This window comes from Chlorogloeopsis sp. ULAP02 (assembly GCF_038404745.2).
Taxonomy (GTDB): domain Bacteria; phylum Cyanobacteriota; class Cyanobacteriia; order Cyanobacteriales; family Nostocaceae; genus Chlorogloeopsis.
This window is the reverse complement of the sequence record NZ_JAYKTT020000024.1, coordinates 15135-32811: the sequence shown is the minus strand read 5'-3', so window position 1 is coordinate 32811 and position 17677 is coordinate 15135. Positions and strand designations below refer to the sequence as shown.

General features: G+C 39.5%; 17 protein-coding genes. 8 read left to right on the top strand and 9 right to left on the bottom strand.

The window, feature by feature from the left end; all coding sequences use genetic code 11:
• Positions 1 to 88 precede the first annotated feature (88 nt).
• From U2718_RS12215 to U2718_RS12195, 5 genes are all read right to left on the bottom strand, one after another.
• A complete protein-coding gene (locus tag U2718_RS12215) occupies positions 89 to 772 on the bottom strand; it encodes a Crp/Fnr family transcriptional regulator (RefSeq protein WP_341998311.1) in 684 nt (227 codons plus the stop codon).
• A 297-nt stretch (positions 773 to 1069) separates the two neighbouring features.
• Positions 1070 to 2344 carry a pilus assembly protein PilB gene (locus tag U2718_RS12210; protein ID WP_341998309.1) on the bottom strand — a complete coding sequence of 425 codons (1275 nt, stop codon included), beginning with the start codon at positions 2342 to 2344 and terminating at the stop codon, positions 1070 to 1072.
• A gap of 302 nt (positions 2345 to 2646) precedes the next feature.
• Positions 2647 to 3834: a HetZ-related protein 2 gene (locus tag U2718_RS12205; RefSeq protein ID WP_341998307.1), complete on the bottom strand. Its 1188-nt coding sequence runs from the start codon at positions 3832 to 3834 to the stop codon at positions 2647 to 2649.
• An 892-nt stretch (positions 3835 to 4726) separates the two neighbouring features.
• Positions 4727 to 5077 (bottom strand): carbon dioxide-concentrating mechanism protein CcmK, encoded by a 351-nt coding sequence (locus tag U2718_RS12200; RefSeq protein WP_341998305.1) that lies wholly within the window; start codon positions 5075 to 5077, stop codon positions 4727 to 4729.
• A gap of 137 nt (positions 5078 to 5214) precedes the next feature.
• Positions 5215 to 5532 (bottom strand): carbon dioxide-concentrating mechanism protein CcmK, encoded by a 318-nt coding sequence (locus tag U2718_RS12195; RefSeq protein WP_289791127.1) that lies wholly within the window; start codon positions 5530 to 5532, stop codon positions 5215 to 5217.
• Positions 5533 to 5785: 253 nt separating this feature from the next.
• Here U2718_RS12195 and U2718_RS12190 point away from each other — a divergent pair, with 253 nt between their 5' ends.
• Entirely contained in the window at positions 5786 to 6679 is an 894-nt protein-coding gene (locus tag U2718_RS12190; protein WP_341998302.1) for an alpha/beta hydrolase, read from the top strand.
• 85 nt (positions 6680 to 6764) lie between these two features.
• Here the strand turns inward: U2718_RS12190 and U2718_RS12185 are convergent, their stop codons facing one another.
• From U2718_RS12185 to U2718_RS12175, 3 genes are all read right to left on the bottom strand, one after another.
• Entirely contained in the window at positions 6765 to 7676 is a 912-nt protein-coding gene (locus tag U2718_RS12185; RefSeq protein WP_341998300.1) for a branched-chain amino acid transaminase, read from the bottom strand.
• Positions 7677 to 7794: 118 nt separating this feature from the next.
• On the bottom strand, positions 7795 to 8469 hold the full coding sequence (locus U2718_RS12180; RefSeq protein ID WP_341998298.1) for a hypothetical protein: 675 nt from the start codon (positions 8467 to 8469) through the stop codon (positions 7795 to 7797).
• A gap of 5 nt (positions 8470 to 8474) precedes the next feature.
• The gene (locus U2718_RS12175; RefSeq protein WP_341998296.1) at positions 8475 to 9107 is read right to left on the bottom strand and encodes a ParA family protein; all 633 of its coding nucleotides are present in this window, start codon (positions 9105 to 9107) and stop codon (positions 8475 to 8477) included.
• Between the two features lie 109 nt (positions 9108 to 9216).
• Here U2718_RS12175 and U2718_RS12170 point away from each other — a divergent pair, with 109 nt between their 5' ends.
• From U2718_RS12170 to U2718_RS12145, 6 genes are all read left to right on the top strand, one after another.
• Positions 9217 to 10569 (top strand): cytochrome P450, encoded by a 1353-nt coding sequence (locus U2718_RS12170; protein ID WP_341998294.1) that lies wholly within the window; start codon positions 9217 to 9219, stop codon positions 10567 to 10569.
• Between the two features lie 117 nt (positions 10570 to 10686).
• The gene (locus U2718_RS12165) at positions 10687 to 11463 is read left to right on the top strand and encodes a nucleotidyltransferase domain-containing protein (RefSeq protein ID WP_341998292.1); all 777 of its coding nucleotides are present in this window, start codon (positions 10687 to 10689) and stop codon (positions 11461 to 11463) included.
• A gap of 274 nt (positions 11464 to 11737) precedes the next feature.
• Positions 11738 to 13165 carry a dihydrolipoyl dehydrogenase gene (gene lpdA / locus U2718_RS12160; protein WP_341998290.1) on the top strand — a complete coding sequence of 476 codons (1428 nt, stop codon included), beginning with the start codon at positions 11738 to 11740 and terminating at the stop codon, positions 13163 to 13165.
• 134 nt (positions 13166 to 13299) lie between these two features.
• Positions 13300 to 14211 carry an indole-3-glycerol phosphate synthase TrpC gene (gene trpC / locus U2718_RS12155; RefSeq protein WP_341998288.1) on the top strand — a complete coding sequence of 304 codons (912 nt, stop codon included), beginning with the start codon at positions 13300 to 13302 and terminating at the stop codon, positions 14209 to 14211.
• 89 nt (positions 14212 to 14300) lie between these two features.
• Entirely contained in the window at positions 14301 to 14552 is a 252-nt protein-coding gene (locus tag U2718_RS12150) for a DUF5340 domain-containing protein (protein ID WP_341998286.1), read from the top strand.
• 172 nt (positions 14553 to 14724) lie between these two features.
• On the top strand, positions 14725 to 14931 hold the full coding sequence (locus tag U2718_RS12145; RefSeq protein WP_341998284.1) for a hypothetical protein: 207 nt from the start codon (positions 14725 to 14727) through the stop codon (positions 14929 to 14931).
• Between the two features lie 318 nt (positions 14932 to 15249).
• On the opposite strand, the gene U2718_RS12140 is transcribed toward U2718_RS12145, so the two are convergent.
• Complete coding sequence (locus U2718_RS12140; RefSeq protein WP_341998562.1) at positions 15250 to 16254, bottom strand: DUF1996 domain-containing protein; 1005 nt, start codon at positions 16252 to 16254, stop codon at positions 15250 to 15252.
• Between the two features lie 428 nt (positions 16255 to 16682).
• Between U2718_RS12140 and U2718_RS12135 the strand changes: the two genes are divergently transcribed.
• On the top strand, positions 16683 to 16829 hold the full coding sequence (locus tag U2718_RS12135) for a hypothetical protein (RefSeq protein WP_411813270.1): 147 nt from the start codon (positions 16683 to 16685) through the stop codon (positions 16827 to 16829).
• Positions 16830 to 17677 lie beyond the last annotated feature (848 nt).

The following is a 17677-nucleotide window of genomic DNA, read 5'->3' as shown; positions in this document are numbered from 1 at the left end:
TGGGGAGCTTCGAGTTAAAAGATAAACTTAACTCATAACTCCTAACTCATAACTCCTGTACGGACAAACGGCATGAAAGCCCATACTATTAAACTTTACCAGCCAAATTCATTAATTGTCGGAAATTGACGAGAAAAATTGCCTGATTAACGGTGTCAATTTTGATCCAACCTTTTTCATGTAGTTTTTCCATGATTTTAGTGGTTTCTTCAACTCCGATTTCTGTCACATCTGCTAAGTCTTTAAAGGGAATATGAAAAATTTCTTTTCCCTTTGCTGTTGGATGAGCGTAGTTTTCACCCAAGCTTACAAGAGTATGGGCAAGTTTGACAGCTGGGGGGCTGGAGCGCATTTGCAAGCGAACGTTAGCGTGCCGCAGTCGTCGCACCATTAGCTGCAACATCCGATGATGTAATTGAGGATCTTTAAACAAGATTTGAATAAATCTTTCTCTGGCAATGCTCAATAATTTAACAGGAGAAAGAGCAATCACATCTGTTGAGCGAGGAGATTCATCCAAAATAGCCATTTCTCCAAAAAAATCACCTCGACTTAAAATAGCCAAGGCTACAGAACCTTCTCCGACAGTGCGCCGAACTTTTACCCAGCCAGAAACTACAAAGTAAACTGCATTACCCCAGGCATCTTCCATCAAAACGGCTCTTCCAGTGGGATATTCGTGTTCTACGGCTATAGAAAGCAACCATTCCAAAGTTTGTGGATTGGCTGTACTCATCAAGGGGAAGAGTTCGCTGAAAACCTCTGTGTGCATGAAATATTTGTTAAAAAACGGTTGGGAAGTAAAAATAGTAATTTACTGATATGGGTGATATAGGTATTCACTACCGCAATATTGTTGAAGTTATAGTTGAAATTTTTACATACATTCAACCAAGGATTTTCAGGTGCATAGGTTTAGAGTTACATTACAACACAATAATTACGACATCGAAATCAGCGGTTTCACTTAAAGGAGAGTGGAGGAGGGAGAGGCAAGGGGACACGGGGACACAGAGAGTAATAAACCAACTACTAACTATTAACTATTAACCACTAACTAATGTAATTTTTACCTATCTATCGAGGGTTTGGATGTTTCTATTTCTAGCTTTCTAATATGCTGTTCCAAATTATACAATGTTTGATTGAGAACATTAAAAGTATCTAACTGACTAGAATTAATATTATGATTGAGAAGAAGTCTTTCTTGTAGTTCATGCAATTTGTAGCTAAGTTGTTGAGAAATACTCAAGGCATCACGACTTAGACGCGTTACCATCTGTTGTTGATAGAATTTTAGTGCTGCTCCTCGTAATACTTGCAAGGTTGCTTCTTCACCGTACATTCCCAGCATGACTCGCAAGCGCAATAGCAAACGTTCCTGTTTATATAAACATTCTTTCTCTATCTGTTTTGGTTCCTCCAGTTTGCTGACAGGTAAGGAGCCAAATCGCTTTAATTCATTCATTAGTCCTTGAAAAACAGATAATGGCACTTTCTCTAACACAGATTGCAAGACTCCATTTTCGCTCCAAAGAATCTTGCCATCATAAGGAAGTCTTTCCAAATAAAGCCTACCAATTCCCCCAGCCAAAACTCTTCCAAGTAATTCTTCCAACAATTTTTTAAATGGTAGACTTAGCAAATGTTCTACAGGGCTAAACTCTTGTGGATCTGGTGCTGATAACACAAGTAAATTAGTTGTGCTTGCTAATTCCAAAGAATACTCTTCCTGCTTGATTTCGTTTTTGGAGAGTGTGGTGAAAGAGTTGGAATCAAGAGTATTTTCAAGTAAGCGATCGCCTATAGCATCCAAGAGGGAATCCTCATGAGAGCAGGTACTTTGAGTAGTTAGTACCTCGTCTAAAATTTTTGTCGGCTGCCCAGTTGGTTGTAAATTAACGTTTGTTGATGAAAGAGTTTGCTCGGCAGCCTCTACTGTGTTCTGATTTGGGATTAAAGCCTCCCAAGGTTTGCACTCTCGCTGCTGTGCTGAGTGGAATGTATTTTTGTGGTTGAGGAAAGCTGAGAGTACATTGCGGTGAATATCACCTCTAATCGCCACAGTTAGTAAGTTGCAATTGATATAAGACAATATGCGACGAACATAATCTAGCGCCACGCTATCTTCTTGATTTACCATACCCAGCCATAGGCAGTTGTCTTCAATTTTGAGGGGCAAGATTTGGTGGTAGAGACAAGCTTCAAAAGATAAAAGAGTTTCAATGAGTGGAAATATTTGCTCATCCTCTAGTTCTTGTTCTTCTACAAGATTAGTATTTGATACTACCTCGGTTTGAAGATATTCTTCTGTATCTGTTGGTTTGCCCTCTGAAGACACCATACGCTTAAATTGCTGAATATATCTCTATATCCTATTCTGCTTTTTAGTTTATGGACAGTAAATCAGCGATCACTATGGTAGAAGTAAAAGTTAAATTAATTACAAAAATCTACGTATAATTTTGGTTTTAAGATTGGGGAAGGATAGAGAGAATAGGAAAGTGGAAGAGAAAGAGACGAGAAAACAACCACTAACCACTGTACGGGAGGGTTTAGAAGATAAATTATCAGTTGGAACGGTAAGATGATCAGCAAAACCCGCTCCTCCTAATAATTAACCACTAACTATTAATTCCCGATACGTTACTCTTGGGTTCTTAAAGCTTGGGCTGCCAAATAGACTTTAGTCCATTCACCCATAGCTTGATGAGTTTTGAGTTTTAGTTTTTGGGCTACTTCTTCAATTGTGTTACCTGCTTGCCGCAATTGCAAAATTTGCCGCCCGATAGGGGTTAATTTTTCCTCCAATTGCTGAAGTTGGTTTGGTGATAAACCTAAGTTATGCTCTTCTAGAGAAGTCCCTAACCAGGTTTCAACTAGTTCTGGTTTGTCTTTGAGGGCAAAAACACGTACAGCATGGTAACTAATTTTTTCACGCAACCTATATACATCTTTAATTGGCTTATTTAATTTTTTGGCGATCGCATCTTGAGATTGCCCTTGCAGGTAAAGTCGTAACCACTCTACAGCTTCTTGCCCTAGATTTTCTTGTAAATATTTTTCAAATTCCTCTTTAACTGTCTGTCGCTGTGTCTGTTGCTCCTCTAGTTCTTGTGCTTCTTGATATTCTGCGATTGCTCTTGCATCTACCAAGTTGACACGGTTTTCATTATCATCTGTGAGGATCTCTTCCGAAACAAGTCGAATCATATCGCTGCCCGGTACTTGGGTTAAGCCACCACGTTGAGTCCGACGCAGGTAGTTTACAAAGCGATAAGCTAAGAGTGGTTGGTTACGTACTGGCCGTAAACAATACTCTTCCACACTGGCAAATAGCAATGCATTTCGCAATCGCGGATCGGTTGTGAATTCCGAAATACAAGCCATTTGCTGTTGCATATAATTATCACTTTGTAACAATTCTTGAATGACTTCTTGCAGCACATCCAATACTGTCCGTTGGCGATCGCGGCTGAGGGCAATCCATGTCTGGATCTTGTGCCGTAACGTGACTATACTTCCCAAGCGAGTAATTAAATTACGGTAAGCAGCTTCTCGCCCTTTTCCCAAGTAGCGTTGGTGTAAAATTCTCCAACGATATTCCATTGCTTGCTTGCTAATATCCAGCTCCTTAGGATTCAACTCTTCCAATCGCCCTTGGAAACTTCCTAAAAGCCAGTAAATTATACTTTCCCTGTTTGTCACAGATTGCTCTGGACATTCAGCAGCTAGATGCTGACGCCAGTATCGTGCCAGTTTTTCTGCTTCTGAAGCCATAGTGAGATTGCGCTCCCCGAAACCCTGTTTTAAAGTTTGCATCACAACCCCCATGTATTATCATCCCACTCATATTTATTGACTGGCAGTTGCCTTTAATTTTAATGATGTCCATCAAGAACATCCTAGTGATTCCACTTTTATTACGTTTTGACTAGCTAGTTTTATGCAGGAATTTTTGCATCTTCATAAAAACTTTCAAAATCAGAATCCCCGCTTTTTACAGTTTCAGAGCAATTTTCCTTGCCAAAGTCTAATTTTAACTTTTGTAAACTAAGATTTGATGTTGTTAATTTAGAAATAGCAATTCTCTAGCGATATTAGGAATTCTCTTCGGCTACCCAAATTTTATAAAAACCCAGCATTTTCTTCCGCCTGCGCCAGAGAACATAGTTTTCTAGAATATAGACGTTATTATCCTGTTGAAAGCTCGCTCCTTTAGAGTTCCCTCAGTAAATTTTGGTAGTAGGATTTACTATACTAATACAGAAGTTGTGTAATTTGTAATTAGGTTACACAGAAATTTAAAAGTTATCAAAAACATTGGAACTTATATATTGACAAAATTGTTCAAGCTTGTGTATGCAAAGATTAGAAACTTTTAACTATTTTTTATTTTATTAAAACAGTAGTTTCAATATTTTTGTTTGTAAAACCTATAAGCAGAGAAGCGAAAATAAAAGCAACTAAATTAAGGAATGTAAAATATCTGAAACACTTACTATTGACTGTTAACAACCTCAAAGATTTAATATTATTTGTACCGACCTACTGAAAACTCATCTAAAAAACTTATAAATTTTCTGGAGCGGCTTTTACGTCTCTCCTCAAAGGCGGGTTCCAAAAAGGAAACCGCCAAAGCTATTGAGACTACCAGAAATTATGCGAGATTCTCCCGTCACTAAAACTGGCGAACTTCTCCATGAAACTATTGACTAAATAAAAATCAGCGACTATTTGATCTAGGTAGTATAGGATTTTCTACAGCTTGTCTGTACTGTTCAACTTCCTCTGAATAACCTATAGGCAGAACAGCTTCAACATTCTCATGGGGACGAGGAATAATTACCCAGGTTTCTAGGACACCACCATAAACCTGTTCCACAGCTTCTATACCAGCCGCTACAGCTGTTTTTACCTCTTGAACATCACCCCGCACATTCACTGTAAAACGAGCACTACCAGCTCTTATATAACCTACGAGGGTGACTCGACCGGCTTTCACCATCGCATCTGCTGCCGCTAACACGGCAGGAAAACCCTTAGTTTCAATTGATCCAACTGCCTGTAGTGGCATTGGTTATCTCCTATATGTCAGTAAAAGTATGTGGCGCTACCAAGTTAATTGTACGAAGGTTCCTACACATTTCATATATGTCCATCATCATTTACTTTTCAACAAAGTAATTAAGACAAAGGCAAATAAGACTGGTGTCAGAAGATGCGGAACGGTTCAGATTTTTTAGTGAAATGGATGGGTAGAACACTTTCTACATTCTCCGGTGGATTAGGAACAATGTAGTGAGTGACGAGCTGCCCACCCTCTCCTTGAGCTTGCTCACAGGCTTCTATACCTGCCTCAACAGCTCTTCTTACTTCTGCAACCTGCCCCCGCACAGCAACCAGAAAACGAGCGCTTTCTGCTAAACCATAATACACAAGAGTAACTTCGGCAGATTTTACCATTGCATCTGCCGCTGCTAGTACAGGGGGAAAACCTAAAGTTTCTATTACTCCAACTGCCAATGGCATGGCATTAGCTCCTAAGTTCAGGAAGAGGTGTTATTTATTGTACGCGGCTTCACAGCCGATTTTGATACATAGAAAAATTTTCTTTTACCAGATACTTGTGCTGTAAATTGTTCATCCAAGCACAACACAGAAACTTGGTGATACATTAATTCAAGAGACAACAGTATTTTGAATTCAACATTTGACTTCGCTTTTATCTCCTGTTTTGCTTAAAAATGCAAGCAGGAGACATCTGCGAAAATTGCTAAAACCTATGTTTCCTAGTTTTATCCCAACCGCAGTTCAACAACTCACAGAATCTACTTCTATTGCTCTGGCTCAAAGCATAGAACAGATTGCTATTGCTACTCCTTTAAGTTCTCAATCTATACTCACTACTTATGTACATAAAGGTAGTGGCAGTACACCTTTTTTACTAATTCACGGCTTTGACAGTTCCGTTTTAGAATACCGTCACCTCTTGCCACTTTTAGCAGAACATAATGAAACTTGGGCAGTAGATTTATTGGGTTTTGGATTTACAGATAGACCAATAGGTATAAAATTTGGAATTACTGATATCAAAACTCATCTTTATTATTTTTGGAAAACTCTGATTAAGCAACCAGTGATCTTGGTAGGAGCTTCGATGGGGGGAGCAGCAGCAATTGATTTTACCCTCACTTATCCAGAAATAGTAAAAAAATTGGTATTAATTGACAGTGCAGGATTGGCAAGCGGTTCACTGTTGAGTAAATTCATGTTTCCGCCGTTGGATTATTTAGCATCTCAGTTTTTACGCAGTACCAAGGTACGCCAAAGTATCATTCAGTCTACATTTAAAAATAAAAGTCTTGCTTCTTTAGATGCTCTATTATGTGCAGGATTACACCTAGAATGCTCTAACTGGAATAAAGCTGTAATTGCATTCACAAAAAGTGGAGGTTACACTGCTTTTAGATTTAAGAAACTAGGAGAAATTCGGCAATCAACGCTGATTTTGTGGGGAGATTCCGATAATATTTTGGGGACTGTTGATGCCAAGCGGTTTAAAAGAGCAATTCCTAATAGTAAACTTATCTGGATTCAAAATAGTGGTCATGTTCCTCACTTAGAACAACCACAACTTACTGCCCAACATATTTTAGAATTTAGTCAGCTAAGTTAGCACAAATAAACTAAAAACACAGAACCCAAACTTCTCTAAAAAGTCGGAGTTCTGAAATATTATGATATTAATCAATAATCGATAATTATATAGAAATTGGAAATACCCAATCGCGGTAATGAGGTTCTCGATTTTCTGTAATTGCTGTCAGCTTTTCTCTGAGTTTTTCAGTAATTGGTCGATATTCTGGTAGGTGATAATTTTCAATTCTTTTCACGGGAACGACTTTAGCTGCTGTGCCACTAAGAAATACTTCATCTGCAATCAAAAGCTCAGATTTGTCTACAGCTCTTTCTTGAATAGGAATACCTAAATCTTGAGCAATTGTTAACACACTATCTCTAGTAATTCCTTCAAGAATATCGTGTTCAAAACCAGGGGTAATTATTCTCCCGTTCCTAACAATAAAAATATTCATACCAGAGGCTTCGCTTACTTTCCCCTGAGAATTCATTAAAATTGCCTCATCAAAACCAGATTCAACAGCTTCTGTTTTAGCAAGAGAGGAAGTAATATAAGCTCCACTAATTTTCCCACGGAGCGGAAAACTAGCATCTTCTTGTCTACACCACGAACTGATACGACAACTAACTCCTTCTGGAGATAAATAATCGCCTAGCTCTAATCCATAAATAGCAAAACTTTTCTCAATATTATGTAGTCTGGGAGCAATACCTAAATCAGAAGTAAATATAAAAGGTCTAATATAGAAAGAAGTACTTGGCTGATTTTTTTTAACGAAATCAACTATAGTTTCTTTAATTTTTTCAGGTGGTAAGTTGTACTGTAAGAACTTAGCACTTTGACTTAATCTTTGACAGTGACGATCTAATCTAAATAACAAAATTTGTGCAGGCTCTTGCGGATCAGGAATACCGCGTAATCCACCAAAAGCACCAGTTCCATAGTGCAAAGCATGAGTAGCAATAGAAAGTGTTGCTTCTGCAAAAGGAACAAATTTGTTTTGGAAGTAAGCGTATGGCAAAAAGTTGTACATGAGAAAATTGACAGATTATGTTTGTTAACTATGGCAATGATGGTTTAATTTGAATCTAGTTAATCAAGAAATTTTAGATTTTAGATCAGCGAAATCAAAAATCTAAAATTATTCATGATTAATCAAGTAGCCACATTTGAGAAGAATTATCAGCAGATTCTTGGGGTTGAGTCAACGGCAACTTTTCTAAATGGCGATAGGATTTTCTGTAGGTAATTGGTGCAATACTTTCTTTCTCCTTTTTCTTCTTGCTCTGGTTTTCTTTTTCTTGTTTCAAAGTATTAATTTCTTCTGTGAGTCTAGAATTAGCTTCTGCAAGTTGCACAGCCGCTTGTTTGGCTTCGTAAAGTTCTTTGGAGAAACGCTCTGTTAATGCTGTTTTTTCAGATAAAGCTGACTGTAATTCACTAATTTGCTGTTGTAGTGCTTCTTCTTTTTGAAGTGCTTGTTTTTGTGCTTTTTCTAATGCTGTTTTTTCAGATAAAGCTGACTGTAATTCACTAATTTGCTGTTGTAGTGCTTCTTCTTTATGGCGTGCTTGTTCCTGTGCTTTTTCTAAATTTACTTGCAGTTGTTTGACAGTAGCTTCTACATCCGCTGTATCTAAGTTTGAATGCTTAGATGTAGATGTCACTTTATCTTCTGGTTGGGTAGATGGTGCTTCTGTTGTAGAAGGACTTTCGTCCTTAATTTCTTGGGCAGCAACATCAATCACAGTTTCACCTTCTGGTGAAGGAAGATTTTGTGCTTTTTCTTGTAGCACGTCGGATACAGATGGACGTTTCCTGGGCATGATCTCTATTTCCTCCAATCACGTTGTAATTCATCAGCCACGCGGCGATAGTCTGACTGTGCCTCCCGTGCATTTTTCCCTCGCCATTGAGTAATTGCCACACCTTCTAGCACTGCTCGTTCGTGAGCTTTGTAAGCACGGATAAAGGCATTACAAGCGGGAATTCCTAGTTGCATAAGCGTATTTTGTGCTTCTAGTGCTTCCCCTAAACTCCGCGTATCTACTTTTGTAAGAAGCACCCGATGGGGAATTCCCGCAGGAGTTACTGCTTCTGTTACAGTGTCGATTAATACAGCTAAATCCATTGGTGTTGGCGGTGTGGGCAAAACTAAATAATCTGCGATCGCTACTACTGCCGCCAATGCTTGAGAGTGTAATGCTGGAGGCGTATCGACCACCACTAAACTGTATCCTTCTATCTTACGCAAATCAGCTAAAAGTTTGGGATCTGTAATTTGAGATAAGTCAAATCCCATAGCTTTTGGATTGCGCCCAAACCACCAATTAGCAGAACCTTGAACATCTGCATCTACCAGAAGTACCTTTTTTTCTTCTGCAAAAATAGCAGCCAGATTGACTGCGGTAGTTGTTTTACCAACTCCACCTTTGCCATTGAGGATAGCGATAATTCTTGGCACAGATTACTTCCGACGCTGACTTCACCGAATATACCGCGTTATGTGACACCAAGAATATAGGAAATCGTCACAATAGAATAATTCAGAAGCGCTGAAGATATGAGCGACTATGACAGCAATTAATAGCTTTCCTGATGGCCCCAATATGCCAATGTTTTTGCGGCGGATAAAATTGCTTGTGCAGCCGTTGCAATATGTCGAAGATTTTGCCAAAACCTACGGAGATGCTTTCACTATTTGGGGAGCTCGTCAAGAGAATGCTCTTGTCTACTTCAGTCATCCTCAAGCATTAGAGCAAATTTTTACCGCAGATCCGAGCCATTTTGAAGTTGGCAGAGGAAACCGAATTTTGCGATTTTTAGTTGGCGATTATTCTCTGATTTTACTGGATGGAGAGCGTCATCAGCGTCAACGCCAATTATTAGCGCCTTCTTTTCATGGCGAGCGTATGCGTGCTTATGGCGAAACAATCTGTGGAATAGCCCAGCAAGTCAGTCATGAATGGCAGATTGGCAAACCTTTCAATATCCGTGTCTCAATCCAAGAAGTCACCCTCCGCGTGATTTTAAGGGTAGTGTTTGGCTTAGATGAGGGGCAGCGTTTAGAACAACTGCGGCAATTAATTACTTCTTTGCTGGAGTTAATTGGTTCCCCCTTAATGTCCGCTAGCTTCTTTTTCAGTTTTCTGCAAACAGATTTCGGTACTTGGAGTCTGTGGGGACGAATGCTCAAGCTAAGGCAACAAATTGATGAATTAATTTATGCTTTAATTCGAGAACGTAGGGCAGAATCTGGGCAAAATCGCCAAGATATTCTCACTTTAATGATGTCTGCACCTGATGACAGCGGGCAAACAATGTCAGACGAAGAATTACGCGATGAACTAATGACTTTGCTCACAGCGGGACATGAAACTACTGCTTCCGCATTAACTTGGGCATTTTACTGGGTTGCCTATTTACCAGAAGTACGGGAACAATTGCTAGGAGAACTAGAGACACTAAATGATAGGCAAAATCCGAATGCGATCGCTAAATTGCCCTACCTGACAGCAGTTTGCCAAGAAACTCTACGCATCTACCCAATTATTATGAGTGCTTTCTTTAGGGTGGTGAAATCCCCTATAGAAATTATGGGTTACAAACTGCCACCGGGTACAGTAATTGCCCCCAATATTTACTTAGCCCACCATCGTGAAGAAGTCTATCCACAGCCCCAACAATTTCAACCAGAACGGTTTTTAGAACGGCAATTTTCCCCTTATGAATTTTTACCCTTTGGTGGCGGAAATCGCCGCTGTATTGGTATGGCATTTGCTATGTATGAAATGAAACTAGTATTAGCGACAATTTTATCTAGCTTTGAAGTGTCCTTAGTTCACAAACGCTCTGTGCGTCCTGTACGGCGTGGTTTAACATTAGCCGCACCCAGTGGAATGCGGATGGTGGCAACACCCAGGTGAAAGGTGTAAATAAACCTATTGCTGTTTAAAATTAACGCCTTCAGATTAAAAATCTGAGGGCTAATGTCCTCCCATAAAAAGTTTTTCATATCTGACCTGCTGCTTTTTCAATTCACGATGAGAGACACAATTTTACAAACAATCATTACGGCATTACAGCCAAAAGATTTTGCTCTAGCTTTCTGGCAAGGGGGTTCAGCCGCACATGGATATACAGATGAGTGGTCTGATATTGATATTGAAGTGATTGTTGAAGACAATTATGTTGAAGAAACATTCAAAATTGTTGAAGCAGCTTTGCAATCTATTTCAGCAATTAGCCTAAAGTATAGAGTGCCTGAACCTACATGGCATGGTCATTCACAATGTTTTTACCAATTAGCTGGTGTTAGTCCTTTTTTGGTAATAGACTTTGCTGTCATGAAGCGCAGTAGCCACAATGATTTTTTAGATATAGAACGGCATGGTAATCCAGTAATTGCTTTTGATAAAGCTAATCTAGTTGTTCCAATGCATTTGGATACAAAAGAGCATTTTGCAAAAATGAAAGAGAGATTTATCTGTTTAAAAACGACTTTTGGTTTTAGACAATTATTTGTGCAAAAAGAGATTTTGCGTGGACACTTTGCGGAAGCTGTTACTAGATATCACAATTACACGCTCAATCCTTTAGTAGAACTTTTGGGCATGGTATACCGACCATATCGATACGACTTTATGCTCCTTAAATATTTTAGCCGTGATTTTCCGCCCGAAGTTGTAGCGTGTGTAGATGCTCTTTATTCAATCAGAGATTTAAATGAACTGGCAAAAAAACATCAATTGGCAAAGGAAATATTTGCAGAAACTTTGCCAAATTTAGAACAGAGGTTTCAAAGTCAGCGTTGGTATTAGAATTGAATGCAGTACTCCTTTTAAGGAGGGTACTAACAGCTACCAGTACTAATGGAAAATTTAGAATCTATACCTAATGAGCTAGTGACAAAAGGTATCAACTATAATACTAGGTTTGGCGCCGGAAGCTACATCCCTTGTGGGCGTAGCATTTGACTTCCCTGGTAGCTTAAATAATAAATTTGATTTAGCAAAACCTTAAAATTAAGGGGACTTGCACTGATTGCTTGGTCAGTTTAAGAATAAATAGGGCAAAGCACGCGGGGAAACAAACGTGAGTCAAGGATTTGATTACGATTTAGTTATTATCGGCGCTGGAGTGGGTGGACACGGAGCTGCCTTGCACGCCGTTAGCTGCGGTTTGAAGACAGCTATTGTTGAAGCAGCAGATATGGGAGGAACCTGCGTTAACCGAGGCTGCATTCCATCCAAAGCTTTGCTGGCAGCTTCAGGACGTGTGCGGGAATTAAAAAATGCCCACCATCTGAAGGCGCTAGGAATTCAATTGGGCAGCGTACAGTTTGATCGTCAGGCGATCGCCGAGCATGCTAACAATCTTGTCGCCAAAATTCAAGGAGATTTAACTAACAGCCTCAAACGCTTAGGAGTTGATATCATCCAGGGTTGGGGTAAAATTGCAGGCGTCCAAAAGGTTGGAGTTGTAACCGACGGTGGCGAGAAAACTATAACTGCTAAAGATATTATTCTTGCCCCCGGTTCCGTTCCTTTTGTTCCTCCTGGTATTGAAGTAGACGGCAAAACAGTTTTTACCAGCGACCAAGGCGTAAAGTTGGAATGGTTACCAGATTGGGTAGCAATTATTGGCAGTGGTTACATTGGCTTAGAATTTTCTGATGTTTACTCGGCGCTGGGCTGTGAAATCACTATGATCGAAGCCTTAGATCAATTAATGCCGGGATTTGATCGCGATATTGCCAAACTTGCTGAACGGGTGCTAATTACCCCCCGCGATATTGAAACTTATGTGGGAATTTACGCCAAGAAAGTGATTCCTGGTTCGCCAGTAGTGATTGAATTAGCCGACTTTAATACCAAAGAATATGTAGACACACTGGAAGTAGATGCTTGCCTGGTAGCCACAGGACGCATACCTGCTACTCAAAACCTTGGTTTAGAATCCGTCGGTGTAGAACTTGATCGCCGCAATTTTATTCCAGTCAATGACACTATGGCCGTTTTGAGTGCGGGTGAATCAGTGCCACATTTGTGGGCAATAGGTGATTCTACTGGCAAAATGATGCTGGCACACGCCGCCTCAGCCCAAGGAATCGTCGCTGTGGAAAATATCTGTGGCAGATACAAAGAAGTAGATTATCGCAGCATTCCAGCAGCAGCGTTTACTCATCCGGAAATTAGTTATGTGGGCATTACAGAAGCACAAGCGAAGGAAAAAGGAACAGCTGAAGGATTTGAAGTTGGGGTAGCAAAAAGTTACTTCAAAGGTAATTCTAAAGCCTTGGCAGAAGGTGAAGCTGATGGGATGGCTAAGGTTATTTATCGCAAGGATACAGGCGAAGTTCTGGGAGTTCATATTATTGGCATACACGCCTCAGACTTAATTCACGAAGCCTCAGCCGCGATCGCTAATCGTCAGTCCGTTCATACCCTCGCTCATTTAGTTCATGCCCACCCAACACTTTCAGAAGTACTGGATGAAGCTTATAAACGGGCAGCTTCTTAAAAGGTTAAAGGATGAAGTTTAAAGACTGAAATTTTAGACTTTATCCTTCATCCTACCCTACGGGAAGCCGCCCTGGTCTGCGGCAAGCCGCTACGCGTCTACGGCCTCTACATACTTTATCCTTCATAACTTTTATGCAAATTCGTCGCCACGCACCCAATCCATCTGTTGCTGTTTCTTATTTGAGATATCAAGTTGCTTTACCTGATGCTGAACCAAGAAATATTTTGGAAAAAATTGTTTGGCACAAAGAAGAAGAAGTTGAGCAAATGCGGCAAAAGCAGCCTTTACAGGAGTTGCAAAAACAAGCCCTCAGCGCATCCCCAACCCGTGATTTTGTGGCAGCATTACGACAAGGAAACACAAAACCAGCATTGATTGCTGAAGTTAAAAAAGCTTCACCCAGCAAAGGCGTTTTACGACAAGATTTCGATCCAGTAGCGATCGCCCTTCAATACCAACAAGGTGGTGCTAGTTGTCTTTCAGTACTGACGGATGAAAAGTTTTTTCATGGCAGTTTTGATAATCTAACCAACATCCGTGCTGCCGTAGATTTGCCGTTGTTGTGTAAGGAATTTATCATCTATCCTTATCAAATGTATTTGGCACGGGTTCGAGGTGCAGATGCGGTACTTCTAATAGCAGCTATTCTCAGTGATCAAGATTTGCAATACTTTGTCAAAATTGCTAACACCTTAAAAATGGCAACTTTGATTGAAGTCCATACCCTTGAAGAACTTGACCGTGTATTAGCTTTAGATGGTGTATCTTTAGTAGGTATTAATAATCGTAACCTCGAAACTTTCTCCGTTGACTTACACACAACTTGCGAGCTTTTAACAGCAAGAGGTAAAGAATTACAGGAACGGAATATTTTAGTTGTAAGTGAATCGGGAATACACACCCCAGATGACTTAGATGTGGTAGAAAATGCAGGTGCATCTGCTGTACTGATCGGTGAGTCTTTAGTAAAATCACCAGATCCAAAATTAGCGATCGCTAACCTCTTTGTCAAATCTTCACTAATAAGCAGATCTGAGCTTTAACTAGTTATTGAGTGTCTATGTCACAATTTACTTATTAATAAATAAGCCCAGATTTCAAAATCTAAAATATATAATTTCACACCAATTTCATGGAGCAAATTCCTCTGCCCTCGCCTGTCCACTATGAACTCATACTGCAACTGTTGGAAAGACAAACAATGTTAGCAGTTAGTAAAAATCCGGATCTGCGACATCAAGTTAATCAACTCATTATTACCCTCCGGAAAGCTGCTGTTCAGCAAAAGCATCTAGAGCAAGTTTGTCAAGGTTCCTCTGTACCTATAGATCATCGTTGGTCACTCAATCATCTTAATGCTGGTCATGCTGCCTCACCAGATTAATTATAGAAAAGGCAGTAGAAGTGGTACTTGGTAATAACAGATGAAATACAAACGGCACTTAAGTAGGTGGACATAATTAAACGTAAAATGCTTATCGCCAAAAACTAGATAGGATAAGCTTTTTCCCTACTATCTTCTACCTTCTATTTATCTGTCATTAAGTACCAAAAACTTGCACAAGATTGAAATCATCATACTGACTCATGGGGCGATCACACAGTTATTCGTGACTGCCAAGTGCGATCGCCTTGTGATCTCAAACTTGCCACAACACTTTCACCACGAAGATATCATCCCTGCATCTGTTCATTTGGGCAAAGATTTCACCCATGAGACTAGTTCTCGTTGCCAGGTTCACCTTGGTAACGAGAGCTTGTAGACTGACTTCTCCAGACTGTTTGTAGGAGACTTGATGTAAACTATGCCAACTTCAACAAGAGCCACACCCTACGGAAAAGTTATCTCAACCCCAACTTTGGATCTTGTCATAAGTAATTGAATTGAAGTGTGAACCTGAATGCAGCTGATAGATAAGCTTCCCTGATAACTTACATGACTGAATGAAGAAACTCAGTATTTGTAAGACATGCAAGCTATGGGTAAAGAACAATCTTGAGAGAGTTGAGCAGATTGCAGGGATGTTAAACTTGGTAACCTGAATTCTGAAAATATTATTTTCCAGGCGTTCTAGACTCATCTAGTAAAGCTCGCGTCCATCTCCAAGCAAGTTGGAATGACAATCAATTCCTTTTTTGACACAATTATTTGTCCAAGCTTCCTTGATTTGCGGATCCCAACCGTCGAACCAGTCTGCGTGAATTGAATAGCCACCTGGCTTATCGGTGCCATAGGAGTCAGAAGAAAGTCTCCATCCAGAAACATCACCATCTCCTGGAACAGAATAAAGAACTTTCATCGTAATGTTGGGTATCGCAACTGAATGCGTTGATGGACAAGATCCATTTACAGGGAAAACAACATGACTCTTATGATCAGACGAATCAAGATTTGCACCATCCCAACACTGTGGGAAATCAATATTCATAACTACAAAGTCACCTACGTCACATTTTTGAATGGAGCCAGACTTACCAACATATCGATTCCAACATCCCCAATACATCACATCAGTATTCTGAGAACTTGTTGCTTGAGCATTTCCTACAACCATTTTTAGTCCATCAGGAATTTCATTAATCTCAGAGGCTGAGATTCCAAAATACCCTGACTTGTAATAGAAGTGGCTCTCCACAGGTTTGATTGCTTGACCTTGCTTATCAAAAACTGTTGGTACCCAGTAGGCAGTACGATTAGCAGAACCTCCTCTACATGTGGAGTTACCACTGCTTTTTAAGCTGTCATAGGTGGAATAGGCATTGGCTTGGGTATTTCCAAAATAGGTATGTGAATGTGATTTGCCAGATTGCCCAGGAAAAACAATCGCATCGTCGTTATTCATGTGAGAAAAATCGCACAAAGTACGAAACGCACCGACACCATCACTTGCTGACACAGGCTGTTCACTGCTTGAGCGCACACGAAAATCGCTCGAACCGGAAGCGGCTAATAACTTACTTGATTGAAAAAAACCTAATAAAAGTATCAAAGTCAAGCTCAATGCAAATTTCAGCGCAAACTTGGGAAGGGGCTGTCTCAATTTTTTAGCAACGCTTACCTTTATCGGATTAGTGCCTAAATTCATCACAATAGTTTCTCCCTTGGAGTAACGTCAGTTGTCAGATACCCTTGGTGACTGACATAGGTAGCTGAAGGAGAACCTCAGCCTTTTGGATTGGTATATGTAAAGGAAGATTTTGATTGACTCACTCACACGCTTGAAAAGAAAAGCAAGCGTTCATCAATGAAGTCTTGGAAGATACTTGCAGACAAAAAATAAACCTCTGATTTATGGTGCTTCTCACTTCATTGCAATGCAGTCGCAACACCATCCCAATGAAAGACTTAAACTCAAGCTTTCATTCCTGCGTGCAGGATGGAGTCAATGTGTAATGCATGGCTAATGAGAACTGCTATAGATAACAGCTCGTCATCAAATTACCAGCAACCTTTAAGCCATCTGAGCTTGTAGATTCCAAACACTACGCCTTTGAAATCTGTTGAGCATATATTGTGGCAGCACAGTTCAGATTGGCATTTGCTGTCATTGATAGAAAATCATTCTTAGTTGGTTCTTTGTCAGTGAGTCAAGAATCTGTTGTTGGAATGTCGTGTTATTTAATGCCATCCATGCGTCCTCATAAAGATTTGTTCACATAAACTCAGCAGAGATAACAATAGGGATAAATAAAAATTCTGCTGCAACTTTTAGTAGAAGCAAACTTGAAGAGGGTTGAGTGAGAGTTGTAAGAGCTTATTGGAAATAAGCTTTATTCAGAATCTACGGATTTTGCTGTAACTATAGCACTTGGATCAAGTCCTTGTGACTTAAAAGGAAGATGATGTAAGTATGTAGATACCTCGGCGATGTCTCTACCTCTTAGTGTGTTATTGGTTAGAGACCTTTGCTTGGGAAAAACTGAACTCTTATAACTATTACTCATCAAACCTTGACCCGTCATATTTACAAAGGCGTTCTACAAAATATTCCATATCCTAATACCAGAATGGGAAATTTTTTTAATGCAGAACGTTGAATAGTATGGGAATTTCACTAATTTTCAATTTCCATACATTCAGGAGCGGTTTGCTACTTTGCTTTATTCATAATTCAGCAAAGACAAACAAGTATCTTCATAGGAAAATAGACACTTGCGAAATCTAGGGATTCGGACGCAAACCTGTATACGTGCGCACTGTCACGTAATTTGCTTCTAACGAGTATATCAGCTTAAGCATTTTTTTGTATGTAAAAAATATGAAACAAACCTTCTCATATAAGAATTAGTTAAAATATCACTTTAAATACGTATTTAAAGCATATGAGATAAAACTCATAAAATGTTTTATTTGAGCAAAATCAAGATTTTATTGGCACGAAAAGCTATAAAACTGAATAAATCTCTAATATTTTTTTATATAAATAGAATATTCTTTTTTTCTTCAACTAAAATTATAAGTTCTCAAAAATTAAGGTGTAATTTAATACGTAAAAACAAACAAAAAAG

Bases quoted from the DNA above. Each gene is read 5' to 3' on its own strand.
- U2718_RS12215 (WP_341998311.1), bottom strand. From the start codon at position 772: ATGCACACAGAGGTTTTCAGCGAACTCTTCCCCTTGATGAGTACAGCC.
- U2718_RS12210 (WP_341998309.1), bottom strand. From the start codon at position 2,344: ATGGTGTCTTCAGAGGGCAAACCAACAGATACAGAAGAATATCTTCAA.
- U2718_RS12205 (WP_341998307.1), bottom strand. From the start codon at position 3,834: ATGGGGGTTGTGATGCAAACTTTAAAACAGGGTTTCGGGGAGCGCAAT.
- U2718_RS12200 (WP_341998305.1), bottom strand. From the start codon at position 5,077: ATGCCACTACAGGCAGTTGGATCAATTGAAACTAAGGGTTTTCCTGCC.
- U2718_RS12195 (WP_289791127.1), bottom strand. From the start codon at position 5,532: ATGCCATTGGCAGTTGGAGTAATAGAAACTTTAGGTTTTCCCCCTGTA.
- U2718_RS12190 (WP_341998302.1), top strand. From the start codon at position 5,786: ATGTTTCCTAGTTTTATCCCAACCGCAGTTCAACAACTCACAGAATCT.
- U2718_RS12185 (WP_341998300.1), bottom strand. From the start codon at position 7,676: ATGTACAACTTTTTGCCATACGCTTACTTCCAAAACAAATTTGTTCCT.
- U2718_RS12180 (WP_341998298.1), bottom strand. From the start codon at position 8,469: ATGCCCAGGAAACGTCCATCTGTATCCGACGTGCTACAAGAAAAAGCA.
- U2718_RS12170 (WP_341998294.1), top strand. From the start codon at position 9,217: ATGACAGCAATTAATAGCTTTCCTGATGGCCCCAATATGCCAATGTTT.
- U2718_RS12165 (WP_341998292.1), top strand. From the start codon at position 10,687: ATGAGAGACACAATTTTACAAACAATCATTACGGCATTACAGCCAAAA.
- trpC (WP_341998288.1), top strand. From the start codon at position 13,300: ATGCAAATTCGTCGCCACGCACCCAATCCATCTGTTGCTGTTTCTTAT.
- U2718_RS12150 (WP_341998286.1), top strand. From the start codon at position 14,301: ATGGAGCAAATTCCTCTGCCCTCGCCTGTCCACTATGAACTCATACTG.
- U2718_RS12140 (WP_341998562.1), bottom strand. From the start codon at position 16,254: ATGAATTTAGGCACTAATCCGATAAAGGTAAGCGTTGCTAAAAAATTG.